Below are 25376 nucleotides of genomic sequence, written 5' to 3'. Positions count from 1 at the left end.
ACGACGGGTGCGCCGGGTATGTTTCGCGCGTTTACAGGCCACGTCGATCCAGCTCCTCGTCCATACGCCGAGCCATCTCGGCGTACCCCTCGTCATTCGGGTGAAGCCCGTCGTCCGCCATCCACTCCGGGTGCCCTTCGATCCAATGGGAGGCACCCTCGATGCTCTCGGCACCGATAGCCCGCGCTTCAGCGGCGACCCATTCGCTGATCGTCGTGAGGCTCTGCGGTCGCTCGTCGGTGTACCAGAACGGCTCGACCACGATGATGCGCGTCTCGGGCAGGGCTCGTCGGAGTTTGGCGAAGTCGGCGACGATGGCGGCGTGCACCTCGTCCGACCTCGCGGGCATCGAGAAGTTGTCGTTGAGGCCCATCGTCACGAACAGAATGTCCGGCTCGGATGCGATGACGGCGTCGACGAGATCGTCTCCAGCCGACAACCGGTCGCGGTTGTTCACGAACCCCAGACCGTTCACGCTCGGGTTGAACTCGTTCCACCCTCGCTCTGCGGCGATGATGCTCGACCACCGCTTGCTCGGGTCGCTCGCCCCGGTTCCCAAGGTGTACGAGTCACCGTAGAAGGCCACCACGGGCGCACCAGGGATACCCGTATCCGCCGGAGAACCGGCCTCGCTCGCGGCCCGGGGTCCCAGGTAGGCGTGCACGACTGCTCCTCCGATCACGACCGCCAGCGCGACGAGCGCGACGATCAGAATCGTCGGTCGTCGCAGGGTCATGGCGGTTATTCGGAGTGGTCGGCGTTCTGGATTGCGCTGCCTGAGTTGACCCGGCTCCGGGGGGAGCTGCTGCGGATGCCGATTCTTCGCCGACGGTCTTTCGACTGGCGGAGGTCACGGCCCAGGCGACGGTCGCCGTGGTACAGGATCGTCTGCCAATCGACCGGCGCATCCGGATCGACGAGCGAACGCTGGGGTTCCTTCTTCTTCTTGCGGTCGACGTAGAGGAAGTTCAGGAATCCGAGCCAGACATCCACCGCCGAGTTCCAGAGACCGATGTATGCGCGGATCGCTCCCGCAGCCATGACGGCGTTGAACGCCGCGAACAGGGCGTTGCCCCAGTTCAGCAGGACGATGTCGCGATAGAGCGTGAAGAGCGAGAACAGCACGATCACGTAGGGGGTGATGACGTAAAGGGCGGGTGCCGCCGTGCGGTTCTTCACCTTCGGGGTTCGCACGAACGGGATCTTCTCGCCGGTGATCATCTGCTGGAACGACTTGAAGACTCCGGCGAGGTTGACGGGGAGCAGCACGAGGTTGAACCCGTAGATGCGGAAGATGTCGCTGAAGCGGTGGCCGGCCGAACGCAGATCGCTGCCCATCGCGATGAAGTAGGGCAGCGCTGCGAGGAACACGAAGGGGCTCAGGAGCCGACTGTCATACGGGTACGCGAGCAGGAACAGCAGGCCGAAGCTCGCCCAGGCGATCGATGCCATGTAGTTGCTGCGCAGCAGGATCTCGCTGAGCAGAACACGTTCGCGGTTGAACCGTCGCTCTCTGAGTTGATCCCAGAACTTGGGAAGGATGAGCAGTCCACCGTTCGCCCAGCGACGACGCTGCACGATGAGCGACCCGAAGTCCGGAGGGGTGGCGCTGTAGCTGAGGCGCTCGGGGTAGTTCACGAGAGTCCACCCGTGGGTTCCGAGGTCGATGCTCGACTCGGTGTCCTCGATGACCGTGCGGTCTTGGATGAAGGTCTTCACCTCGAAGCCGGCGACGACCTCGACCTCGACGATGTCTTCGAGAGCGCGCTTGCGGATGACCGCGTTCGCACCCACCCAGAACGTGGCGTTGTAGTACGTCATGCCCTGATGGAGGATGTGCTGCAGGTCGGTCGTCGCACCGGCGACGCGTTCGATCCGCGTCGGGGCTCCGCGGAACGCCGAGTACGGCGTCTGCGTCACGGCCACCCGAGCGTTCTCGGGCTGCTCGAGGAGGTAGACGAGACGCACGCAATAGTCGCGCAGCAGGAGCGAGTCCGCATCGAGCGTGAGCAGGTAGGTGGTGTCGGGGATGACCAGGTCTCCCGCTACGCCGTCCTCGGCCTCTCGGAGGACGACACCGTCGACGGTCTCTTCCGTCGACCAGGCGCGGCCCATCAGACCGATGTACGAGTTGAGGTTCATCGCCTTGTTGGCCTCGTGCGACAGCGAGGCGAACTTCTTGCGCTCGAAGTAGTCGAGTTTGGCGGTGAAGATGCGAGACAAGCGGAGCGCGAGGGTGATCAGGCGATCCGAGTCGGGGTACGAGTACTGATCGAGGGAGCCGCCGAGCGCGACGATCGTGAGCCTCAACTCGCGAGCGAGGCCCATCACGATCTGGTCGACGAAGAACTCGTCGACGTGATCGCCGACCTGTTCGGTATCGGCCATCGCCTCGAGCCACTCGGCTGCAGCGACGTAGTCGTCGACAAGGCTCTGCACGTCGTCACGCGTCACCGCGTCGCCGTCGGCGAACCTCTCCGTCAACGCGTCGACGGAGGCGCGGAAGCGCTCGCTCGGGATCCTCAGCGCCGCCTCGATCTGTGCGGCGAGCGCTCGGGTCGCATCGAGGGTCTCGGCCTTCTCCGGGTCGGTGGGGTGGGGCGGGTCGTCGAGCAACAGCACGATCCGCAGGTCGGGGAACTCCTGCAGAGCGGCGGACCACAGGGTGGCTCGCACCACGTTGGTCTCTTCGGCGTAGCTCGGAACCAGCACCGTGATGCCGTCGGTGTACTCGGCGAAGTGCCGGTCGAGCTCACCGCGAGGCACACGAACGTGGCTGCGGAACCGGTACAGCGCACCCTGTCGCGCGAGCAGATACATCAAGGCGGAGAACGTGAGGATCGTGACGACGATGAGGTAACTCACGGCCTCGACGGTGAATCGGAAGCCGGCTCCCGGATTGTTCACCAGCTCGCGGAAGACGGTCGTGATGACGTAGGCGAGCCAGAATCCGACGGTCGCGACGATGGCGAGACGGCCCGTCGTGACCATGCGCTTGCTCGGCTTGGGGTGAACGATCGACAGCGGCTCGCTGCGTCGCTCAGAACCCCATTGCCGTCGCCGGCTCTTCGTTCCGTCGCCCATGACAAATCTCCCCAGAAAAGTACTCAATACCCTACAAAGTTGACAGTCTCTCACGTTTTTGTGCGAAAGTGAGTACCGATCAACTTTTAGGGGAACTCTTGTCTACACGTTTTCCCGGGCGCCGCTTGTCGATAGTGCGGTTGTCCGGCGTCTTCCTCCTCATTGCGGGACTCGTCTTCTCCGGCTTCCAGGGCTGGAGATGGTTTCAGGACGCGACGAGCGTGACCACGAAGGCCTGGACGGCCGGCTACGTCGATGTCACGGCGACGCCCAGCTTCGCGTTCGAGAACCCGGCCAACTCGGCCGGCGCCAACGTCGTGCTGTCGTTCGTCGTCGCATCCAAGACCGACCCCTGCAGCCCCTCGTGGGGCACCTACTACTCGATGGACGAGGCCGATCAGGCCCTCGACCTCGACCGGCGCATCGCGCGTCGCGACCAGCAGGGCGGCGACGTGATCGTGTCGTTCGGCGGCCTCCTCAACGACGAGCTGTCGACCGGCTGCACCGACCCCGACGATCTGAAGAAGGCCTACGAGTCGGTCATCGACCGATACTCCCTGAGCACGATCGATCTCGACATCGAGGGAACCAACCTCTCCGACGCCGCCTCCGGCGAACGGCGCGCCGCCGCGATCGCAAGCATCCAGAAGGATCGGGCCGGCACCAGCTCGCCCCTGGCCGTGTGGCTCACCCTTCCCGTCGCACCGTCTGGACTCACCACGGACGGCACAGACGAGGTGACCCGGATGCTCGACGCCGGTGTCGACCTGGCCGGGGTCAACCTGATGACGATGGACTTCGGCGGCAGCCGCGAGAAGGGGCAGTCGATGCTCGACGCCTCGACCGACGCCGCCAACGCCACGCACAGCCAGCTGCGCACACTCTACGACCGCCAGGGCATCTCGCTCGGCCCCGTCGAACTGTGGAACAAGATCGGCCTCACGCCGATGATCGGCCAGAACGACGTGGCGGGCGAGATCTTCACCCTTGATGACGCCAAGGGCCTGAACGCCTTCGCTATAAAGAACGGCGTCGCCCGCGTATCGCTGTGGTCACTCAACCGTGACACCACCTGCGGCTCGAACTACCCCGACGTCACACGGGTGAGCGACTCGTGCAGCGGCGTCGCCCAGGGCGATCTCTCGTTCGCCGCACTCCTCGGCGACACGCTGACCGGTTCGCCGGACTCGGCCGCCGGAGCCGTCACCACGTCCGTGCCGACCAGCACGGAAGACCTCACGGACGACGCGAAGACGAGCCCGTATCAGATCTGGGACGCCGACTCCGCGTACGCGAAAGACACGAAGGTCGTCTGGCACCGCCAGGTGTACACGGCCAAGTACTGGACCCAGGGCGACATTCCCGACAACCCCGTGCTTCAGGCATCCGAGACACCGTGGGAGCTCGTGGGACCGGTTCTTCCCGGCGAGACGCCCGTTCCGATTCCCGAGCTGCCGGCCGGAACCTACCCGGAGTGGCAGGGCACGAGCATCTACACGAAGGGCAACTTCGTGATGTTCGACGGTGCAGCGTACGAGGCGAAGTGGTGGACGCAGGGCGACAGTCCGCAGGCATCCGGCAGCAACCAGGACGCCTCACCGTGGCGGGCCCTCACCGACAACGAGGTGCGCACGATCCTCGGCATCCCCACGGTCGGAACCGGCGCAGACGGCTAGCGCTTGCGCTTGCGGTCCGGCTTGCCGTTCGGGCCGTAGACGATGATTCCGGTGATCGGGATCAGCGTGAACCACAGCCAGCTGTAGCTCCAGCCGAACCCACTGCCGGTGACGAAGAAGAGCGCGAGCGAGACGAACGGCACGATGGCCATCACGGTGGCCGCAACACGGCTCGGCTCCTTCGCCTGCGGATCCTTCCAGCCTTCGGTCGCCCTCGCGGCCGGGTGCTGGAAAGCCGGGGTCGTGGCCTGAGGCGCCACACGCTCGACCTCGGGCGCACCATAGACCGGGATGTCGTCGGTGGGACGTGGGTCGGCGTAGGCCGTCGGCGCGGATGCGGGCGCAGCCGGAGTCGTCGGCGCGGGTGCCGGTGTTGGCGCCGGCACCGTCGCCGACCGGGCCACCTCACCGACCGACGCAGGGAAGGTGGTCGCCGGAAGGTCGTCGAACAACGGTGCCAGGTCGCCCCGCGTCACGGCGTTGCGCGCAGCCTTGCTCCGCTCCGCGAACTCGGCCTCTGTCAGCCGCCCCTCGGCGACGTGCTGGCGCAGCTCGGTGACCGCGCGGTCACGCTCGGCCGTGCTGAGGCGATACGAGGGGTTGCCCGAATAGTCCGGAATGCTCATACGAACATTGTCTCAAGGCACGCCCGCGCGCGCATCCACCCGGCAGCGGATGCGCGCGACTCGGCGAACCTCTAGACGGAGACGGCGACCGAGCGATCCGCGGCGATGTACTCGGCGATCTGCACGGCGTTGAGAGCGGCACCCTTGCGGAGGTTGTCGTTGCTGATGAAGAGCGCGAGGCCACGGCCTGCGGGGGCGCCCTCGTCGGCACGGATGCGACCGACATAGCTGGGGTCGTTGCCGGCGGCCTGCAGGGGCGTCGGAACGTCGGAGAGCTCGACGCCGGGAGCGCCCGACAGGAGTTCGGTGGCACGCTCCGGGCTCAGCGCCTCGGCGAACTCGGCGTTGATCGAGAGCGAGTGACCGGTGAACACGGGAACGCGAACGCACGTGCCGCTCACGAGCAGGTCGGGCAGCTCGAGGATCTTGCGACTCTCGTTGCGCAGCTTCTTCTCTTCATCTGTCTCATTGAGGCCGTCGTCGACGATCGAGCCGGCGAGCGGGATGACATCGAACGCGATCGGCCGCACGTAGGTCTGGGGAGCGGGCATCGAGACCGCGTCTCCGCGGTGCACGAGCTGCAGGAGGTCGGCGTCGGCGACGGCGGCCCGCGCCTGGCCCGCCAGCTCTTCGGCACCCTTGAGGCCGCTGCCCGATACCGCCTGGTAGGTCGAGACGATGAGTCGAGTCAGACCGGCCTCGGCATGCAGCACCTTCAACACGGGCATGGCCGCCATCGTGGTGCAGTTCGGATTGGCGATGATGCCCTTGCGCGCGTCGGCGATCGCGTGCGGGTTGACCTCGCTCACGACCAGCGGAACGTCGGGATCCATGCGCCAGGCGCTGGAGTTGTCGATCACGAGAACGCCTGCGGCCGCGAATCGCGGCGCCTGAGCACGGGAGCCGGTCGCTCCGGCCGAGAAGAGCGCGATGTCGAGACCCGAGGGGTCTGCGGTCTCGGTGTCTTCGACCACGATCTGCTCACCGCGGAACTCGAGTGTCGTTCCCGCCGAACGAGCGGTGGCGAAGAACCGGATGCTCGCAATCGGAAAGTCGCGTTCCTCGAGCAGGCGGCGCATGACGGTGCCCACCTGTCCGGTCGCTCCGACAACGCCAACGTTCAATGCCTGTGCAGCCACAACACGTCCTTGAGATATCTCAGCCGCGTGGCACCCCCAGTAGGAGGGGCGGTTCACGCGCGCATAACGCGGCCCGATGCCACGTTGCCCAATGATACCAAGGCATGCAGACGGCGGGACGTGGCTCCATATGCAATGCCAGGATCTCTCAATCGCGACATTCTTTAGCGGAGGGACTGGTTATTTCCTGAAAGGCGTGCCTATGCTCAGGTAATCCCAAGGTTTCGAGCACCGTCGCTCTGGCGGTACCTGAGCAGAAATGAGTACCACCGTGAAATCCAGCAGCACCCTCCTCCGCGGCGCGGCCATCACGGCCGCCACCGCACTCGTGGCCGGCTCCGCTCTCCTCGTCGGCGGCACGGCCTCCGCAGCGACGATCCTCGTCCCGCAGGGACAGACCTTCCCGGCCGAGGTCTCCGATCCGGCCGACCCCGCCTACAACTACAACCAGTGGCACCAGGGCTACGCGACGGCACCCGCCGACCCGCAGACGGTCGAGGCCGATGGCCTGCACATCTCGGGCATCTCCCAGATCCTCAAGGGCTACGACGCGGCCCGACTCGCCGGCAGCTTCTCCGAGGTCATCGACGGGGCTTCTGTCTCGAAGACCGGCGACGACGTCTTCCTGCAGATCCCCCTCTTCGCCACGGAGAATACCCGCACGGGCTACACGACGCTGTACCCCACTGTCGCCGATAGTCTCACCACCTGGACCACGACGGGTCAGATCGTCGGCGAAGACGGCGTGACCTACCCCGCCGGCACGGCGACCCTCACCGTCGCGCAGCTCGACGCAGCGCTCGGCGACTTCGATGTGCTCGGCGCCGGCGTTCTGACGACCGCCGGAACGGCCGCTGTCGTCAGCTCGTTCTCGCTCTTCGGCGACACCTACCAGTTCGCACTGCCGGCCGTTCCTCTCGACGCGAAGGTCACGATCGTGCCCAGCACGATCAGCCAGGCCGACGCGGCGAACGCCGACAAGGGCTTCACGGTCACGGGCACCGACTTCGCGGCTAACACGCCGATCACGCTCAGCTTCCGCGCTCCCGATGGAACCGAGTTCGGCTTCTCCTCCGCAGACGGCCCGATCGTCACCGACGCTCTCGGCGCCTTCACGGTAGAGAACGTCTACTTCACCATCTCGTCGGGCGTCCTCCCCGCCGGCGTCTACGTCGTCGTCGTCACCGACGGCACGACCACGCGTGAGGCGAACATCTCGGTCATCGACCCGAACGCCCCCGCGGTGGTGACTCCGGCAGCACCCACCCCGAAGTCCCTGGCCGCGACGGGTCTCGACGACTCGCCGCTGTTCCTCACCTCGGGTCTCGGACTGCTGCTGGCCGGTATCGCCGCGTTCGGCATCACGGTCGTCGCTCGCCGCCGCACCGCCGAATAACCGAAACACCCGCTAACAGCAAACGGGCCGTCTCCCTTCGGGGAGGCGGCCCGTTCTGTTGTCAGCGGGAGACGAGCGGCGGGTCAGCGGCCCGTTCCGCCGTGCACAACGGCCTCGGTGTCGCCGTCGAGACCGAAAGCGGTGTGAACGACGCGCAGCGCATCGTTGATGGTGTCGGCGCGCGTCACGACCGAGATGCGGATCTCGCTCGTCGAGATCATCTCGATGTTGATCCCCGCCTCGTAGAGCGCGGTGAACAGGCGCGCCGAGACTCCGGCGTTCGTTCGCATGCCCGCCCCTACGAGGGCGAGCTTGCCGATCTGGTCGTCGTACTGCAGGCCGACGAAGCCCACATCGCTCTGATCGGCGCGCAGGGCGGTGAGAACCGTCTGGCCCTCGGTCTTCGGCAGAGTGAACGAGATGTCGGTGAGACCCGTCGACGCCGCCGACACGTTCTGCACGATCATGTCGATGTTCGCGCCCGTCTTCGCGACGAGGTTGAAGATCTGCGCCGCCTTGCCCGGAATGTCGGGGACTCCGACGACGGTGATCTTGGCTTCGCCCAGGTCTGTCGCGACTCCGGCGATGAGTGGCTCTTCCACGGCATTCTCGCTCTCTGTGGGGAGGCCCTCTTGCGGGGTCTCCGTTGGGTTGTAGACGATGGTGCCCTCGTTGTTGTTGAACGAGGAGCGCACATGAAGGGTGACGCCGTGCCGACGGGCGTATTCGACCGCTCGGATGTAGAGCACCTTCGCACCGTTGGCGGCCAGCTCGAGCATCTCTTCGCTCGTGATGCGGTCGATCTTCTTCGCCCTGGGAACCACGCGGGGGTCCGCGGTGAAGATGCCGTCGACGTCGGTGTAGATCTCGCACACATCGGCATCGAGCGCCGCGGCCAACGCCACAGCGGTGGTATCGGAGCCACCCCGGCCGAGCGTCGTGATGTCTTTGGTGTCGCGGTTGAATCCCTGGAAGCCGGCGACGATCGCAATCGCTCCCTCGTCGAGCGCCTCGCGGAGCCGCACCGGGGTGACGTCGACGATGCGCGCAGAGCCGTGCCGGGCATCCGTGATCATGCCGGCCTGGCTGCCGGTGAACGAGCGCGCCTCGTGACCCAGGCTCTTGATGGCCATGGCGAGGAGCGCCATCGAGATGCGCTCCCCCGCGCTCAGCAGCATGTCGAGCTCGCGCGGTGCCGGCATCGGCGTGACCGCGTGAGCCAGATCGAGCAGCTCGTCGGTCGTGTCGCCCATGGCAGAGACGGCCACGACGACATCGTTGCCCGCCTTGCGCGTCTCGACGATGCGCTTGGCGACGCGCTTGATGCTCTCGGCATCGGAAACCGATGATCCGCCGTACTTCTGCACGATCAAGCTCACGTAAACACTCCTGAAATGGCGCTGGATGGGTTCAGCGAGCAATCTTAGCGGTCGACAGGGGTCAGCCCTTGGCCTCGTCGTAGCTGCCGACGATCGCGACACTCACCGGAAACTGCACCGGCGCCGATCCGAACAGGAGCCGCCCGGCCTCGGCCGCCGCCTCGCGCACCTCACGTGCCACCGCCTCAGCCTGGGCGGCGGGTGCGTGCACCACGATCTCGTCGTGCAGAAAGAAGACGAGGTGGGGTCGTTGGCGAAGGGCGGCCTCCGCGCCTGACAGAGCCAGCCTGCGCCGAAGCCCCGCCATCCAGGCGAGTGCCCACTCGGCGGCCGTGCCCTGTACGACGAAGTTGCGCGTGAAGCGGCCCCAGCTGCGCCTCGCGGTCTTCGCACGGGCCTGAACGGCCTCGCTCGCGCCTTCCTGACGCGCGTCGTCCTGCAGCTCCCGCCATTCGGGCGAGGGCTGGGGAGACGTTCGCCCCAGGTGGGTCGACACCACGGCTCCGCTTTCGCCCAACCGTGCCGCCTCCTCGACGAACCGGATGGCACTGGGGTAGGAGCGCGCGAGCCTCGGCAGCATACGACCACTCTCACCCGTCGTCGCGCCGTACATCGCGCCGAGCATTCCGACCTTGGCCGCGGCCCTCGTCTCGACAGCGCCGGATGCGACGATGCCGTCGTAGAGGTCGCGATCACGCCCGGCGAGGGCCATCGCACGATCGCCCGACATGGCCGTGAGGATGCGCGGCTCGAGTTGCGCCGCATCGGCGACCACGAACATCCACCCCGGGTCTGCGATGACGGCGCCGCGAACCTGGTGGGGCAGTTGAAGCGCTCCCCCGCCATCGGCCGCCCAGCGGCCGGTGACGACGCCGCCGGGCACGTAGACAGGGCGGAACCGGCCGCCCTCGACCCACGTGTCGATCCAGTTCCAGCCGTTGGCCGTCAGCAGTCGTGACAGCTTCTTGTATGCCAGCAGGGGTTCGATGACCGGATGCTCGTGGCGCGCGAGTTCCCAGCGGTTCGTACTCGAGACATCGACTCCCGCGCGACGGAGCGACTTGACCAGCTCCACGGGTGAATCGGGGTTCGCCGTCGGATCGTCGATGGCAGCGCGGATCTCGAGGAGCAACTCGTGCATGCGGGCGGGCCGCTGCCCGGCAGGCGGGCGCTCTCCCAACAGCTCGACGAGCAACTCGTTGTGCCGGGACGCGTTCCAGGGCAGACCGGCGAACTGCATCTCGATCGCTATGAGGCTGCCGGCCGACTCCGCCGCGAGCAGCAGCGACAGGCGGTTGGGATCGGCGGCGCCGGCGACGGCCGCGCGCTGCAGGCGGAACTCCTCGACGGGGTCGGCGCCCGCGGCGTCGTCGCGCCCGCGTTGCACGCCGAGGTCGAAGAGCGTGTCGGTCTCGCCATGCTCGGCCCAGCTGCTCGGCGCGTCCCACGACGAGGCCGGCGCGAGGGCGAGCTCAGACTCCGCCGTCGCCGCCGCGTTGCGCAGAATGGCGTGGCACAGGCGCAGGTCGACGCAGCGTTCGACCTCGACACCGGCGTCGAGCAACGCCGGGTACCAGCGTCGCGTGTCGTCCCAGACCCAGCGCGGCGATTGCTCTTCGCGCTGTGCCACAGCGCGCGCGAACTCGTCGCGTGACACCGTTTCGGGCTGGCCGAGGAGCCTGCCCGCCTCGTCGAGCTCGGTGAGCGTCACAGCCTCGTCTGCGTCGGTGCCGGCGGCCGCGCTGACCGCGATGTGCACGATCAGCTCTCGACGAGCCGACGCCCCTCGAAGGCACGGCCGAGGGTGACTTCGTCGGCGTACTCGAGATCGCCTCCGACCGGGAGCCCGGATGCGAGGCGGGTGACCCGGATCTGCAGCGTGTTCAGCAAGCGGGAGAGATACGTGGCCGTCGCCTCGCCCTCGAGGTTGGGGTCGGTGGCGATGATGACCTCGGTGATGTTGACGTCGGCCAGGCGCTGCATGAGTTCGCGGATGCGCAGATTGTCGGGACCGATGCCGTCGATGGGGCTGATGGCACCGCCGAGCACGTGGTAGAGCCCTCTGAACTCTCGTGTGCGCTCGATGGCGACGACGTCTTTGGCCTCTTCGACCACGCAGATGACGGTTTGCTGGCGCCGAGGATCGCGGCAGATCGAGCAGGTCTCCTGCTCCGACACGTTTCCGCAGATCGAGCAGAAATGCACCTTGTCGCGCACTTCGATGAGGACCTCGGCAAGACGGGAGACGTCGAACGACTCTGTCTGGAGAATGTGGAATGCGATGCGCTGCGCCGACTTGGGACCGATGCCCGGAAGCCTGCCCAACTCGTCGATGAGCTCTTGGACGATGCCTTCGTACACTTAGCCGTCGCTTCTCTGCGGGTTGCGAGGGGCAACGGGCTGCTCCTCGATGAAATTGGCGCCCAGGATCTCGCGCACGACGGCCTCGCCGTAGCGCTGACGACCGGAGTCGGTCGTCGCGACGGGGGCAGGACGGGCCGGAGGCGTCTCTGGACGACCTCGGGTGAACGTGGGAACGGACGGCGACTCGGACGCCTGCGCCGATGATGGCGTGGAAGCCGGTGACGACGCGGGCACCGGTGCCTGCCTCGGGGCGGACGCTGCGGGGGCCTGCGTCGGCCTGAACGCGGGCTCTGCGAAGTCGGGCTCGGGCTCGCGGTCTTCTTCGGGCACCGGCTCGGCCGCCGGGTCGAGCGCGGGATCGGATTGCGGGATGGTGACGACGGCCCAGGAGCTGGTGACCTCGGCGGGCTGCTGCGGCGCGCTCGGCGCCTCGGAACGTGTCGCCGTCGGGCGAGCCGCCGGCTCGGATGCGGGTGGCCGCGCAGTTGTAGGCTCGGGCGACCGAGCCGCGTTGCCCTGGGGTGCGGCAGCAGCGCCGGGGTGCTCGACGCGGGCGATGTACTTGACGCGCACACCGAGCAGATCGAGGATCGCCTGGCGCAGGATCTCGCTGACGCCCTGGCCCGGGGCCTGCTGCTGCTTGAACTGGTTGACGTCGTTCTCGCTGGGGAAAGCGAGGGTGAGCACATCGTTCTCGAACGCGCGCACTGTGGCGGTGAACACGACGAGCCATGCACTGCGCTTGGTCTTCTGCACCGCCTCGAGAATTTCGGGCCACGTGTCGCGAACCTGCTGCAGGCTGACGGGCCCGGCCGGAACGGCCGCACGCACCGGAGGCTCGGGCTCGGCGGGCGTGGGGGTCGAGCTGGTAGCTGGCGATGCCGACGGCGCCGGGGCTGTCTCTCTGGCCTCAGCTGCGGGGGCAGCGACGGGCTGGAGAGCGGACGAGGCCGGGGCGGACATGGGCTCCGGGGTGAGCTGCGCGACGGGCTCTCTGGCGACCTGCGGCGCCGGCTCGGCCTGCCGACCGATCGCTGCAGCGGCAGGAGGGGATGACACGGGCGCGGTCGCAGGCGGGGCCGGGGCCGCGGCGGCACGCGGAGCATCGGTCGTCTCGACGCCGACGCGACGCTCGAGGCGCTCGATACGGGCAAGGGACCCGCGCTCGGTGTCGTCGCTGGCGGGAACGAGAACGCGGGCCACCATCAGCTCGAGATGCAGACGCGGGCTGGTAGCACCCGTCATCTCGGTGAGGGCTGCGTTGACGATGTCGGCCGTTCGCGAGAGTTCGGCGTGGCCGAACTGCTGCGCCTGGTGGTGCATGGCCTGCAGCTCGTCGGTGGGAACGCCACGCAAGACCGCCCCGGCCGCCTCGATGCTGGTCGTCGCACTGACGATGATGATGTCGCGCAGGCGCTCGAGCAGGTCTTCGACGAAGCGGCGCGGGTCTTGGCCTGTCTGGATGACGCGGTCGACCGCGCCGAAAGCCGCCGCCGCGTCACGCACACCGATGGCGTCGATCACCTCGCCCAGAAGAGCGGAGTGGGTGTAGCCGAGCAGCGCAACGGCGCGCTCGTACTCGACGGTGTTGTTCTCGGAGCCCGCCATGAGCTGGTCGAGGAGCGACAGCGTGTCGCGGGGCGAACCGCCACCGGCGCGCACGACGAGCGGCAGCACACCCGGCGCGACCTGCATGCCCTCGCTGTCGCACAACTGCTGCACGTACTCGAGCAGTTGAGCGGGCGGCACGAGCCGGAAGGGGTAGTGATGCGTGCGCGAGCGGATGGTGCCGATGACCTTGTCGGGCTCGGTGGTGGCGAAGATGAACTTGACGTGTTCCGGCGGCTCTTCGACGATCTTGAGCAGCGCGTTGAAGCCCTGCGGCGTGACCATGTGCGCCTCGTCGAGGATGAAGATCTTGAAGCGGTCGCGCGCGGGGGCGAAGACGGCCCGCTCGCGGATGTCGCGTGCATCGTCGACGCCATTGTGGCTCGCCGCATCGATCTCGACCACGTCGAGCGACCCCCCGCCGTCGCGGCCGAGTTCGACGCAACTGGGGCACACGCCGCACGGGGTGTCTGTCGGACCCTCTGCGCAGTTGAGGCAGCGAGCGAGGATGCGCGCCGAGGTGGTCTTGCCACAACCGCGGGGACCAGAGAAGAGGTAGGCGTGGTTGACCCTGTTGGTGCGGAGCGCCGTCATGAGCGGATCGGTCACCTGCGACTGGCCGATCATCTCGGCGAACGCCTCAGGTCGATAGCGGCGGTAGAGGGCGGTGACCATGCAGTAATCGTAACGGTCGCCGCCGACACCGTGCCCGTCGCATCCGGTGCCTGTGGGTGGGCCCGCCACCCGGCAGGATAGTGGAATGAAGATACGCCCTTTCGACCCCGCCGACACCGACGCCGTCATCGAACTCTGGCGCGTCGCCGGGCTCGTTCGCCCCTGGAATGACCCCCAAAAAGACATCGAGCGAAAGCTCACGGTGCAGCCCGAGCTCTTTATCGTCGGCGAGACCAACGGTGCCGTCATCGCGGCGGCCATGGTGGGATACGACGGTCACCGTGGGTGGGTCAACTACCTCGCCGTCTCACCGGGCGCGCGAGGTCTCGATTACGGCCGCCGCATGATGGAGGAGGCCGAGCGTCTGCTCGTCGAACTCGGCTGCCCGAAACTCAATCTTCAAATCAGGAGCGACAACGCAGAGGTGCGCGCGTTCTACGAGCACCTGGGGTACACCGAGGATGCGGCCGTCAGTTACGGAAAGCGCCTCATCGCCGACTGACGAGGCCTCGACCCTCGGACGCACTACTGAGGCGCCTACTACTGAGACACCACGTCTCACAACTCAGTAGTAGGTACCGTGACTCTGAGAGCGATCTCGACGTAGGCTCAACAAAACGAAAACGGGTCGTAGGGGATCATGCATGGGGGTGCATAAATGAGCCGAAGGGCAGATCACAGATATGTGGCCTACAAGTCCGAGTTGCGCACCTTCGCAGAGACGGTCGGAGAGCACCGCGAGGCCGAGATAGCCCGAGCGTCGGCGATCGTCCTCGAGGGTGGCTCGGTCATCGTGGCCGCCCCCGCCGGCATGGGCAAGAGCTGGGCGGCTCGCGCCTGCGCCGCGGCGGTTCGAGCCCGAGGCCGCACGGTCGAGACCGTGACGTGCGCGCGCCTGCGCGATGACCAGCTGCTCGATCACATGAACACCCATGCGGGCATGCTGGTCATCGAAGACGCGCACCTTCTCGGAATCGACGACATCCACCGGCTCGCCGATCTCGCGGCCGTTCCAGACAGCAGTGTCCTCATCACCCTCGACTCCGGTGTCTCCTCCTGCACTGCGGCCGACACGGAGCAGAGCCGCCGGGAGCTGACGCTCCTCTGGACGGAGAGAGGCATTCCGCGCGTCGACCTCAGCGGCGTCGGCTACGACGAGGCCGTACGAATCGTCGAGGCGATTGCCGGCCCGAACCGCGTCGACGTCGTCACGAGGGCGCGCATCGTGCTGCTCGCCGAGGGCAACCCGCGATTGCTCGAGGAGTTGACACGCGAGGAGTTGTATCGCGGAACCTACTCGGCTCGCCAGCAGAACATGCTGCTGGGGCCGTCGTACATGTCTCCGCGCATCATCGATTTCGTCCGTCCCCTGCTGCGGGGGCTGAGCTCGGAAGAGGAGTACGCGCTCGTGACCCTCGCCCGGCTGGGGTCGACCCCCTTTGCAAGGGCGGCGAGACTCGTGGGCAGCACGGCGCTCAGATCTCTGTTGCGCCGAGGCCTCGTCAACTATGATCACGGCACCCCGGACTGCATCGTCGGCCGCTCGATCTATGCCCGGGCGGCTCTCGCCATCCAGACCGGCGAAAACCCGCTCGAGGCGCGCCACGTCGTCGAACTGGCACTCCTGAAGGACGCGGCGGCCGGCGTCGACCTCTCCGGTGCGGAATGCGCCTTCGTCGCCGAATACCTACTGAACGATCCGAGTCACGACCCGCTCGACGACATGTCACCGGCCAAGGCCGCCGACCTCATGGCGCGTGCAGCTCGCCACGCGAACGAGAACGGGATGCCGGGCTCCGCCCGGATGTTCGCTCATCGTTCCCTCAGCTTCGAGCCGACTCTCAACGGGGTCGAGCAGCTCTCACGCTGTCTCGTGAGGCAGGGCAAGTTCCAGGAGGCGGTCGACGTCATCGAGCGCGTCCGAGTTCCGCACGGCGATCCCAAGGAAGACGCCCTCTATCTGTCGTGGTGGATGCAGGTCCTCGGCAGGCAGGGCACGTCGGCCGAGCGGCTCGATCGGCTCGAGGCGGAGGCCCGGTCGTGGGGCACCGTCGACTCCGTTCTCGACGAATGGACGGCGTTCTCGAGGGCGCGCTCGCGCATGATGTTCAGCTCTTACGCCGAGGGCGTCGACGAGATGGAACGCATCGTCGACAGTCGCGATTCGTCGACGCCGTTCGTGCTGCGAGCCATCACCGAGTTGATGCCCTGCTACGTCTACCGCGGTGAGACGTCGAAATTTGAACGTGCGCTGAGCCTGGGCTGGTCACGGGTCGCGCCGGCCTTCGCGGCATGCAGCGGTATCAAACGCGGCGACCGCGGCGGGGTCATCACCGAGTTCGTCATGCAGGCGGCACTGGTGCGCGGCGCCATCGGTCACGACCGCGCCGGTCTCGCGCGCGAACTCGAGTCGTTCGCCCTGCGAACCGTCGATTCGTCCGACGAATACGGCATGGCACTGGCGAACCTCGCCTCGGGTCACCTCGCCCTAGAGCAGGGGCAGGCGGAGCGAGCGGAGAACGAGCTGTCCAGAGCCCTCGAGCGCGTCGGGTACAGCACCCAGACCAAGTGGACGACCTGGATGCAGATCCTCCGTTCCAACGCGCTCGCCGTCTTGCACCGCTACGATGACGCTCTTCTGGTCGAGCGTGAGATCTCCCCCATCACCCGAGAGAGCACCCCCTGGCTCGCCCAGTATTCCAGCCACCTCAGCGCGCGGATGAAGGCCCTCGACGGCGACCTGGCCGGATCGGCCGCCGTGTGCCGGGCGATCGCAGAGGCTCGATCCGACTCTCGATTCTTCGCCGTGCGACCGCTGCACGTCGCGGCTGCACTCGGAGAGGATCCCGCGCTGCTGCTCTCGGACATCGAGAAACTGCCAGACCAGGAGATGTGGGAGTCTACCCGGCTGCTCGAGGGTCACCTGCGTGCGTCGGTCGACGGCGATGCCGACGAGCTCGAACGCATCGGCACCGAGCTGGCTGAACTGGAGTTCTGGTGGGAGGCGGCGTTCTCGTTCACCACGGCCGCTGCCATTCATGGCGTTTCGCACGACGAGAAACGCCGTGACGCCGCCCTGGCCCGGGCAGAAACGATTCGTCTCCGGCTTCCCGATCTACAGCCGGTCGATCACGACGCAGAGCCCGAGGACGAGAGCGGCAACCAGGCTGAGGGGCGAGAGCGTTCCCCGCTCGCCGTGCTGACCCCCCGTGAGCTCGAGGTGGTCACGCTCGCCGCCGACGAACTCACCAACGCGCAGATCGCCGCTCGTCTCTTCCTCAGCGTTCGCACCGTGGAGTCGCACATCCTGCAGGCGCGAGCGAAACTCGGCGCCGTACCCCGGTCGGAGCTGAAATCGATCGTGCGAGGGTGAAGCAGCCGACGTCGTGAGCGTCAGATCACGACGAGCGATCGTCAGATCACGGCGAGAGTCTGACGCGCGATCTCAAGCTCCTCGTTGGTGGGGATCACCAGGACGGCCACGCGCGACGCATCCGTCGAGATGAGTCGTGCACCGCGCTCGGGCGAGGCATTGCGTTCCTCGTCGATCTCGATGCCCAGGATGCCGAGTCCCTCCAGCGCTCCCGCACGGATGAGCGGCGTGTTCTCGCCCACTCCCGCGGTGAAGACGATCGCGTCGAGCCGCCCCAGGTGCGCGGCGTAGGCGCCCACGTACTGCTTCAGGCGGTGCAGGTAGACGTCGAGAGCCGCCTTCGCATCAGCGTCGCCCGACTTCGCCGCCGCGATCATGTCACGCATGTCGCCGTGGCCCGACAGACCCAGGATGCCGCTGCCGCGATTGAGCAGGGTGTCGAGATCGTCGAAGGTCTGGCCCGTCTTGCGGTGCAGGTGGAACAGCACGGCGGGATCGAGATCGCCGGAGCGCGTGCCCATGACGAGGCCCTCGAGCGGGGTCATACCCATCGACGTCTCCACCGATTTTCCGTCGGAGACGGCGCAGGCCGATGCGCCGTTGCCGAGGTGCAACACGATCGTCTTCGTGTCGTTGAGCGGGCGGCCGAGAAACTCCGCCGCCGCCTCGGAGACGAACTTGTGCGAGGTGCCGTGAAAGCCGTAGCGCCGGATGCGGTGTTGATCGGCGAGGGCCTTGTCGATCGCGTAGGTGTACGCGGCGGGCGAGAGCGTGGAGTGGAATGCGGTGTCGAAGACGGCGACGTGAGGCACGTCGGGAAACGCCTTCTGCGCCGCGTCGATACCCTGCAGGTTCGCCGGATTGTGCAGCGGAGCGAGGTCGGCCAGGTCTTCGATGTTGATCTTCACGAGGTCGGTCACGACCGTCGCCTCGAAGAACCGCTTTCCGCCGTGCACGACGCGGTGGCCGACGGCGACGGGCGGATGCTCGTCGAGCGACGGTCCGTTCGCCCGGAACGCGTCGAGCATCACCTGGAACCCCTGCGAGTGATCGCGGATGGGAAGGTCGAGCTCGCTCGTGCCTTCGGCGTTGCTGTGCTTCGAGTGCCCGGTCTCGTCGCCGATGCGCTCGACGAGGCCGGAGGCCAGAACCTCTTCTGTCGTCATCTCGATGAGTTGGTACTTGAACGACGATGAACCGGAGTTCACCACGAGGATCGCGCTCACGCGGATGCTCCTTCGGTTGCGACGGCTTCGACGGGCTGCGCCGCCGCTTGGATCGCCGTGATGGCGATGGTGTTCACGATGTCGGCCACGAGTGCGCCGCGCGAGAGATCGTTGATGGGCTTGTTGAGTCCCTGCAGGACGGGGCCGATGGCGACGGCCCCGGCGCTGCGCTGCACCGCCTTATAGGTGTTGTTGCCCGTGTTGAGGTCGGGGAAGATGAAGACCGTGGCGCGACCGGCCACCTGGCTCTCGGGCATCTTCGTGGCCGCCACCGCGGCATCCGCTGCGGCGTCGTATTGGATGGGCCCCTCCACCAGCAGATCCGGTCGGCGCTCCCGCACGAACCCGGTCGCCGCGCGCACCTTCTCTACCTCCGCGCCCGAGCCCGATGTTCCGGTCGAGTAAGAGAGCATCGCGATGCGCGGGTCGACACCGAACTGGGTCGCCGTTGCGCTCGACGAGATGGCGATGTCGGCCAGCTGCTCGGCCGTGGGATCGGGGATGACGGCGCAGTCTCCGTAGACCAGCACCCGGTCGGCGAGCGCCATGAGAAACACGCTCGAGACCACGGATACGTCGGGCTGGGTCTTGATGACCTCGAACGCCGGGCGGATGGTGTGCGCCGTGGTGTGGGCCGCTCCCGAGACCATGCCGTCGGCGAGGCCCAGCTTCACCATCATTGTTCCGAAGTACGACACATCGGTGACGGTGTCGCGCGCCTGCTCGACGGTGATCCCCTTGTGCGCCCGCAGCCGGGCGTACTCCTCGGCGAACGGCTGGCGGTACTGCTCGTCGAACACGCTCACGATGTGGGCGCCCTCGAGATCGAGACCCAGTCCCGCTGCCCTCGTGCGCACCTCGTCTTCGTCACCCACGATGGTGAGCTCGGCGATGCCCCGGGCGAGAACGGTGCTCGCGGCCTTCAGAACGCGGTCGTCGTCGCCCTCGGGCAGCACGATGTGCCGGCGAACGTGGCGGGCCTGATCGATGAGCCCGTACTCGAACATGAGCGGCGTGACCACGGTCGACGAGCTCACATCGAGCAGTTCGAGCAGCTTCGCGCCGTCGACGTGCTGCTCGAAGAGAGCAAGCGCGCTGTCGTACTTGCGCTGGGAGTCCGCGGCCAGGCGCCCCCGAGTCGACGTGATGCGTAGCGCCGTGTCGTAGGTTCCGAGGTCGGTCGTCACGATCGGCAGGGTCGAGTCGAGACCCGAGATCAGCCGCGTAATCGGCTCGGGCAGCTCGAATCCGCCGTTCAGGATGATGCCGCTGAGTGACGGGAAGGTTCCCGAGGCGTTGGCCATGAGAACCGCGAGCAGCACCTCCGAGCGGTCGGCGGGAATCACGACGACGGCACTCTCGGTGAGGCGCGGAAGCACGTTGACCATCGACATACCGGCGACGACCACACCCAGCGCCTCTCTGTTGAGAAGGCTCGGATCACCGGAGAGCAGGGAGCCGGCGGTGGCCTCCACGAGGTGCTGCATGGTGGGAGCGACCAGCACCCGGTCTTCGGGAATGGCCCAGATGGGAACTGATGCGGGGCCGTCGATGGCGGAACCGATCGCATCCCGGATCTCGTCGAGCCGCTCGGGATCGGCGCGGTTCGACACGATGCCGAGCAGGGTGGCGTGCGCCAGTTTGAGTTCGACCTGGGCGAGCTCGGTGAGCTGGCGCATGTCGTCTGGCGTTCGCGATTCGGAGTAGCCGAGCGTCTCGGACGATCCCTGGCCCTTACGGCCTCCGAGCACCAGTAGAACGGGGGCGCCGAGGTTCGCCGCGACGCGCGCGTTGAACGAGAGTTCGGAGGGGCTGCCGACGTCGGTGTAGTCGGAGCCGAGGATGACCACCGCGTCGCACTCGCGCTCGACCGCCTTGTAGCGCTCGACGATGACCGACAGGGCGGCATCCGGGTCGTTGTGCACGTCGTCGTAGGTGACACCGATGGTCTGCTCGTAGCTCAGCTCGACCCCGTCGTGCGCCAGCAGCATCTCGAGCACGTAGTCGCGCTCGGCCACGGAACGGGCGATCGGCCGGAAGACTCCGACTCTCTGCAGCGAATGGCACAGCGTGTCGAGCACGCCCAAGGCGATCGTGGACTTTCCGGAGTGGCCTTCGGCTGAGGCGACGTAGATGCTTCTCGACACTTAGGATCCTTCGAACTCGTGGTTGCTTAGGCGCTCCTAACCCTATTCGCCTACGCCGAGACGCGCCCGGGCCGGCTACCAGCTTGGGAAGGTGTTCAGGTGGCGACGCAACTCGTCGATGCCCCGAGAGCGGCGATGGTCGCGGTCGCGGTAGCCGGGTCCGATGTCCAGGTCGTGGCCTGCGCCACGGGTTCGACCGATTGCAGCGTGATGTAGAAGGTGGCTCCGAGGGTCGATGAGAGCAGCCCCGTGGTCCACTTCGTCGTGATCGAGCCACCCGTCTGCGGGCCGATGGCGGGAGTCACGACCGCAGGCGATCCGGCGTTCCGCTGCAGCGTGAAGCGATTATTCGTTCCCTGCACGTAGTTGTATCCGGGCGGAAACGACCACACCACGGTGATGACGGCCGTCAGGGCCAGCAGATTGGGATCGATGGAGCACGACGAGATAGTCGGTCTCTCGAGCTTTAGCGCGGCCAGAGTGGCATTGGCCGTCTCTCGGTCGCTCCACGCCGCCTCTGTGTGCTCGAGGTGACTGGCGCCCCAGCCTGCGACGAGAGTCGCACCCAGCACCAGGGCCACGATTCGGCTGCCGCGACGCATCAGGCGACGCTCCCTCCGAACGAGCTCGCCCCGTGCCGTGCTCGCGCTCGACGTTCCTTCCGAGCGGAACGCGGCCAGAAGTACCAGGTGATGAACGACGCGACGACGACGGTGACGGCGCCGAGCGCGAGCGGGTTCGACATCGCCACGACGGCGACGGCGAGCCCGGGAATCGATGCCATGACCAGGCGCACGGTCGACACGGTGTACGGGGCGGGATCGTCGACGGGGTTGGCATCTCCGCGCAGCGTCAAGACGCTCTGCCCGTCGGCGCCCGGCTCCGCGGCGACCACCCGGTGCGTGACCGGCAGCTGGCCGGGCCGATCGACGGTCACGACGTCACCGACGCGGGCCTCGGATGCCGGGATCTCGCGCACGATGGCGAGCGAGCCGGCGGGGATGGTGGGCGACATCGAGCCGGTCTTGAACATGATGAGCGTGATGTCGAAGATGAGCGCGGCGAGAGTGAGCGCGATACAGACAGCGCCCAGCACGGCCGCGATGTTCAGAAGCACTTCACGCACCGCCCCACGCCGGCGCGTGGGCGACGCTGTCCGCTCGTTCGCGTCGGCCTCGCCCTCGTCCTGAACTGTCGTCAAAGTCGCGGTCATGAGCTCGAGCTCGCCTTGACTTCCCAGACGGCCGTCACGCTTTGGCCCTGCAGTTCGTTCGCCGCGTCGGAGTTCATCGACACCTCGAAGCAGAACTGAGTCGCCGCCCCCTGATTGGCGGCGACCGATGTGGTCGGCAGGGCGACCGCGTTGGTGAGGGCCACGCTCGTGGCTGCCGATCCCGCGGCCCCCGCGGTACCTACGATGAACGACGTCGGGGCAGGATTCGCTCCTGCCTGGAACAGAGCCGCACCACACGTCGCCCCGACGGGATAGCGCACCACGCGGTAGCGCATGGCACCCGCGAGCGCCGCGTTGCCGTTCGTGGGGGGCTGCAGAGCGAGCGTGCCATCGAGCGACAGCGCCTTGGTGCGTACCCAGAAGGGTGCGTACTTGACCGTGGTCGGAGACATCCCTCCCGCCGGGAACGCGAAGCTCAGCGGAGCGGCGGCCGTGGAATCCGCCCAGCTCGTGCCGGAGTTGATCGACGATTCGGTGTCGAAACGGCTCGCCGTGAACGTAGCCTGGCCGAATTCGCTGTCGGCCCAGGCCGCCATGGTCAGCGAACCTCCCACGCCGAGCACGAGCCCGCCGGCCAGGATCGCCCTGATGCGCGCGAAGCGTCGACGACGATCCTCAGCCCGGCGCGCGTGTGAGCGGCGCGTCATGCTCAGTCGTTGTCCGAGACCGACTCGGCGGCGAACTGCCAGGTCACCGTCGCGTCGGCTCCCTCGATGAGGCCGGCGCCCGCGGTCACGATGAGGCAGAGGTTGACCGGAGCTCCCGCGACGGCGCCGGCGCCCTCGGCCAGGCTGAATGTCGCGGCACCCGCGGTCGTCGGCACGGCGCCGGCCGCGACCAGCACGTCGCCCGTCGTGTCGGCGTCGCACTCAAAGTCTGTGGTCGTCAACACCTCGTACGTGAGATTGGCCACGTTGGGTCCCGCACCCGTGCTGCTGAGGGTGATGACGGCGTCGGCCGTGGTGTCGGCATCGAGGCGCACCGCGAACGGCGCGTACACGACATCCTCCGGAGCGAGGTTGAGCGGCTCGACGACGAACGCGAGCGGCGCACCGGGTGCTGTCTCGTGGTCGCTGAACCCGGCTGCGATCGTCTCCTGTCCCTCGAGGTTGAACGAACCGGCCCCGAAGGCGCCGGTGGCGAACTCCGAGTCGTTCCACGCCGCGAGGGTGACCGCGGCCCCGACTCCGAGCACGAGCCCACCCGCGAGTATGGCTCGAACGATCCCCGCACGCTTCCTCGTGTGCTCTGTCTTCTCGCGCTCGCTGATTGATGTGCTCATGTCGGTGCCCCTCGAGTCCCCCGGATCGGTTGCCGTAACGAACGGCCTGATTCCGACATGGTGGAACGAGAAAGAGCGGCGGACACCACGAATGCGTGATGTCCAGCAGAGAGAGGCCGACATTCCAGTAGTCGCCGTCTCGGGCCCCAGTAGTACTGGGCACAAAAGAAAAGACCCCCCGCGCACCCGCCAGAGCCCGGTTACCCTTGCTACGTTTCCGTCCTGGGGGAGTTGGCCTGGATGGCGCCACGCGGGGAGCCGTCAACCACTTTACGCGAGGTTGTGTGCTCAACGCGACCTGAGGTGTACTTGACGCATGCGTATTGCAATTGCGGGCGGTCACGGCAAGATCGCCCTGATCCTCCAGAAACTCCTCAGCGATGCCGGCCATGAAGCCGTCGGCCTCATCCGTAACCCCGACCACGCGGCCGATCTGCTCGTGGCCGGCGGCATCCCCGTCGTTCTCGACCTCGAGCAGGTGTCGGCCGAGACGCTCGCCGCCGATCTCGCCGGGGTGGATGCCGTGGTGTTCGCCGCCGGCGCCGGCCCCGATTCGGGGGCGGATCGCAAGCTCACCGTCGACCGGGATGCGGCCGTGCTGCTCGCCGATGCGGCCGTGCTCGCCGGCATCCGTCGTTACGTGATGATCTCGGCCATGTCTGCGGACTCGTTCGAGCCGGACTCCGACGACGTCTTCCAGGTCTACCTGCGTGCGAAGAGCGAGGCCGATTCGGCCGTGCGCCAGCGCGACCTCGACTGGACGATCATCAGGCCGGGTGCCCTGACCGACGATCCCGGAACAGGCCTGGTGCACCTCGCCGAGAGCACGGGCCGCGGGTCGATCCCCCGCGCCGATGTGGCCGCCCTCGTGTTCTGCAGCCTGGTCGACGGCGTCGGCCTGCACGCGCAGTTCGAGGCGATCGAGGGCGACGACCCCGTCGCCGAGGCGCTCACGATGGCGCGTTACTGACGCCCTCTCGCCCGAGAAGACCCCCGAACGCACGAACCCCTGATCGAGGCATTTACTGCTTCGATCAGGGGTATTGGCGGTGGCGGAGAGATTCGAACTCTCGATAGGTTGCCCTATACACGCTTTCCAAGCGTGCCTCTTCGGCCGCTTGAGTACGCCACCTCTGTTCGTACGAACCTGACTATCCTAACCGATCGAGCACATCGATCGCGCGCTCTTTCTCGTCGAGCGTCGGATCTCGTTCAGGCGGTCGGGGCAGGGCCGAGTTCGTCGAGCAACTGCTGCATCTTCACGTAGGCCCTGTTTCGGTACGCGATGAGCTCGGGTGTCCTGTCGGCCGCGATGTCGATAAAGCCGCCACCGGTCTTCGTTCCCAGCCTGCCGGCGTCGACCAGATCGCTCAGGATCTTCGGTGTCGCGAACCGCTCGTCGAAGCGAGTCTGCAGCGAGGTGTAGCAGAACGAGTACACGTCGAGCCCTGCCATGTCGGCGATGAGAAACGGCCCGAAGAAGGGCAGTCGGAATCCGAAGGTCGTGCGCACGATGGTGTCGATGTCCTCAGGCGTCGCCACGCCCTCCTCGACGAGTTGGGTCGCCTCGTGAAAGAGGGCGTACTGCAGGCGGTTGAGCACGAATCCGGTGGAATCGGTGATGCGCGCACTCGACTTTCCCGCGGCCTCGAGCAGCTCTTCGACCGGCGGCAGAATCGAGGCGTCCGTCAGTTCGTGCGGAATCAACTCGACTCCGGGGATGAACGGCGCGGGGTTCGAGAAGTGGATGCCGACGAAGCGCTCGGGAGCGACCACGGCCTCGGCGAGAGCGTTGATCGAGATCGTCGATGTGTTGCTGCCGATGATCGTCGTGGCGTCGGCGGCCGCGCTGATCCGCGCGAGCGTCTCGTGCTTGACCGCTAGGATCTCGGGCACGGCCTCTTCGACGAAGTCGACTCCGCCGACCGCGGCCTCGATCGACTCCGCTGCGACGACATTTCGTTCGATGGTGGCGGCGGCCCCGTCGGGAAACAGGCCCTCCGCCTCGAATTGCGCCGCCTCGGAGATGATGCGCGCGAGATTCCTCGCGGCGATCTCCTCTGAGATGTCGGCCAGACGTACCGAGGCGCCGGCGAGGGCCAGCACCTGGGCGATCCCTCCGCCCATGTATCCGGAGCCGATGACGGCGACGGTTCTGATCATGATG

At 67.0% G+C, this 25376-nt stretch carries 20 protein-coding genes, 1 tRNA gene and 1 other RNA gene; 5 read left to right on the top strand and 17 right to left on the bottom strand.

Going from position 1 to position 25376, the window contains the following annotated elements:
- Nucleotides 1-31: 31 nt before the first annotated feature.
- Together ASF79_RS02915 and ASF79_RS02910 are read right to left on the bottom strand one after the other, a co-directional pair.
- On the bottom strand, nt 32-736 hold the full coding sequence (locus ASF79_RS02915) for an SGNH/GDSL hydrolase family protein (protein WP_055851725.1): 705 nt from the start codon (nt 734-736) through the stop codon (nt 32-34).
- A 5-nt stretch (nt 737-741) separates the two neighbouring features.
- Nucleotides 742-3084, bottom strand: coding sequence for a glycosyltransferase family 2 protein (locus ASF79_RS02910; protein WP_082495647.1), 2343 nt, complete (start codon nt 3082-3084; stop codon nt 742-744).
- Nucleotides 3085-3182: 98 nt separating this feature from the next.
- On the opposite strand from ASF79_RS02910, the gene ASF79_RS02905 reads away from it, so the two are divergent.
- Nucleotides 3183-4760 carry a chitinase gene (locus tag ASF79_RS02905; RefSeq protein WP_055775745.1) on the top strand — a complete coding sequence of 526 codons (1578 nt, stop codon included), beginning with the start codon at nt 3183-3185 and terminating at the stop codon, nt 4758-4760.
- Here the strand turns inward: ASF79_RS02905 and ASF79_RS17645 are convergent.
- Both ASF79_RS17645 and ASF79_RS02895 read right to left on the bottom strand, forming a co-directional pair.
- Nucleotides 4757-5386: a DUF1707 SHOCT-like domain-containing protein gene (locus ASF79_RS17645; protein WP_055851722.1), complete on the bottom strand. Its 630-nt coding sequence runs from the start codon at nt 5384-5386 to the stop codon at nt 4757-4759. The genes ASF79_RS02905 and ASF79_RS17645 overlap by 4 nt on opposite strands.
- A gap of 71 nt (nt 5387-5457) precedes the next feature.
- Nucleotides 5458-6525 carry an aspartate-semialdehyde dehydrogenase gene (locus ASF79_RS02895; RefSeq protein WP_268751120.1) on the bottom strand — a complete coding sequence of 356 codons (1068 nt, stop codon included), beginning with the start codon at nt 6523-6525 and terminating at the stop codon, nt 5458-5460.
- 271 nt (nt 6526-6796) lie between these two features.
- Between ASF79_RS02895 and ASF79_RS02890 the strand changes: the two genes are divergently transcribed.
- The gene (locus tag ASF79_RS02890) at nt 6797-7921 is read left to right on the top strand and encodes a hypothetical protein (RefSeq protein WP_156366135.1); all 1125 of its coding nucleotides are present in this window, start codon (nt 6797-6799) and stop codon (nt 7919-7921) included.
- Between the two features lie 83 nt (nt 7922-8004).
- Here the strand turns inward: ASF79_RS02890 and ASF79_RS02885 are convergent, their stop codons facing one another.
- From ASF79_RS02885 to ASF79_RS02870, 4 genes are all read right to left on the bottom strand, one after another.
- Entirely contained in the window at nt 8005-9300 is a 1296-nt protein-coding gene (locus ASF79_RS02885) for an aspartate kinase (protein WP_055851717.1), read from the bottom strand.
- Between the two features lie 61 nt (nt 9301-9361).
- Nucleotides 9362-11059 carry a bifunctional 3'-5' exonuclease/DNA polymerase gene (locus ASF79_RS02880; protein ID WP_235500610.1) on the bottom strand — a complete coding sequence of 566 codons (1698 nt, stop codon included), beginning with the start codon at nt 11057-11059 and terminating at the stop codon, nt 9362-9364.
- A 2-nt stretch (nt 11060-11061) separates the two neighbouring features.
- Nucleotides 11062-11661 carry a recombination mediator RecR gene (gene recR / locus ASF79_RS02875; RefSeq protein WP_055775757.1) on the bottom strand — a complete coding sequence of 200 codons (600 nt, stop codon included), beginning with the start codon at nt 11659-11661 and terminating at the stop codon, nt 11062-11064.
- Nucleotides 11662-13947 (bottom strand): DNA polymerase III subunit gamma and tau, encoded by a 2286-nt coding sequence (locus ASF79_RS02870; RefSeq protein ID WP_055851715.1) that lies wholly within the window; start codon nt 13945-13947, stop codon nt 11662-11664.
- A gap of 85 nt (nt 13948-14032) precedes the next feature.
- Here ASF79_RS02870 and ASF79_RS02865 point away from each other — a divergent pair, with 85 nt between their 5' ends.
- Nucleotides 14033-14449: a GNAT family acetyltransferase gene (locus tag ASF79_RS02865; protein ID WP_055851712.1), complete on the top strand. Its 417-nt coding sequence runs from the start codon at nt 14033-14035 to the stop codon at nt 14447-14449.
- A gap of 156 nt (nt 14450-14605) precedes the next feature.
- On the top strand, nt 14606-17320 hold the full coding sequence (locus ASF79_RS02860) for a helix-turn-helix transcriptional regulator (protein ID WP_082495646.1): 2715 nt from the start codon (nt 14606-14608) through the stop codon (nt 17318-17320).
- Nucleotides 17321-17361: 41 nt separating this feature from the next.
- On the opposite strand, the gene ASF79_RS02855 is transcribed toward ASF79_RS02860, so the two are convergent.
- The 7 genes from ASF79_RS02855 to ffs all read right to left on the bottom strand — a co-directional run bounded on the left by ASF79_RS02855 (nt 17362) and on the right by ffs (nt 23472).
- The gene (locus ASF79_RS02855) at nt 17362-18546 is read right to left on the bottom strand and encodes an acetate/propionate family kinase (RefSeq protein ID WP_055851708.1); all 1185 of its coding nucleotides are present in this window, start codon (nt 18544-18546) and stop codon (nt 17362-17364) included.
- Nucleotides 18543-20693 carry a phosphate acetyltransferase gene (pta, locus tag ASF79_RS02850; protein ID WP_055851706.1) on the bottom strand — a complete coding sequence of 717 codons (2151 nt, stop codon included), beginning with the start codon at nt 20691-20693 and terminating at the stop codon, nt 18543-18545. The genes ASF79_RS02855 and pta overlap by 4 nt, the downstream gene beginning before the upstream one ends.
- Nucleotides 20694-20788: 95 nt before the next feature.
- Nucleotides 20789-21295, bottom strand: a complete 507-nt coding sequence (locus ASF79_RS02845) for a hypothetical protein (protein ID WP_055851703.1) — start codon at nt 21293-21295, stop codon at nt 20789-20791.
- Entirely contained in the window at nt 21295-21906 is a 612-nt protein-coding gene (locus tag ASF79_RS02840; RefSeq protein WP_055851701.1) for a signal peptidase I, read from the bottom strand. The genes ASF79_RS02845 and ASF79_RS02840 overlap by 1 nt, the downstream gene beginning before the upstream one ends.
- Nucleotides 21903-22574: a SipW-dependent-type signal peptide-containing protein gene (locus ASF79_RS02835; protein WP_055851699.1), complete on the bottom strand. Its 672-nt coding sequence runs from the start codon at nt 22572-22574 to the stop codon at nt 21903-21905. The genes ASF79_RS02840 and ASF79_RS02835 overlap by 4 nt, the downstream gene beginning before the upstream one ends.
- A 2-nt stretch (nt 22575-22576) precedes the next feature.
- Nucleotides 22577-23209: a SipW-dependent-type signal peptide-containing protein gene (locus ASF79_RS02830; RefSeq protein ID WP_082465858.1), complete on the bottom strand. Its 633-nt coding sequence runs from the start codon at nt 23207-23209 to the stop codon at nt 22577-22579.
- 166 nt (nt 23210-23375) lie between these two features.
- Nucleotides 23376-23472, bottom strand: an RNA gene (ffs, locus tag ASF79_RS17005) — signal recognition particle sRNA small type.
- A 53-nt stretch (nt 23473-23525) separates the two neighbouring features.
- Between ffs and ASF79_RS02825 the strand changes: the two genes are divergently transcribed.
- Nucleotides 23526-24179, top strand: a complete 654-nt coding sequence (locus ASF79_RS02825) for an SDR family oxidoreductase (RefSeq protein WP_055775780.1) — start codon at nt 23526-23528, stop codon at nt 24177-24179.
- A 74-nt stretch (nt 24180-24253) separates the two neighbouring features.
- Here ASF79_RS02825 and ASF79_RS02820 read toward each other — a convergent pair.
- Nucleotides 24254-24341, bottom strand: a tRNA-Ser gene (locus tag ASF79_RS02820).
- Between the two features lie 80 nt (nt 24342-24421).
- Complete coding sequence (locus tag ASF79_RS02815) at nt 24422-25372, bottom strand: 3-hydroxyacyl-CoA dehydrogenase family protein (RefSeq protein WP_055851696.1); 951 nt, start codon at nt 25370-25372, stop codon at nt 24422-24424.
- Nucleotides 25373-25376: the final 4 nt, after the last annotated feature.

Origin of the sequence: Agreia sp. Leaf335, from assembly GCF_001423605.1 — a bacterium.
Lineage (GTDB): Bacteria > Actinomycetota > Actinomycetes > Actinomycetales > Microbacteriaceae > Agreia.
This window is presented reverse-complemented; position numbering and strand designations above follow the sequence as displayed.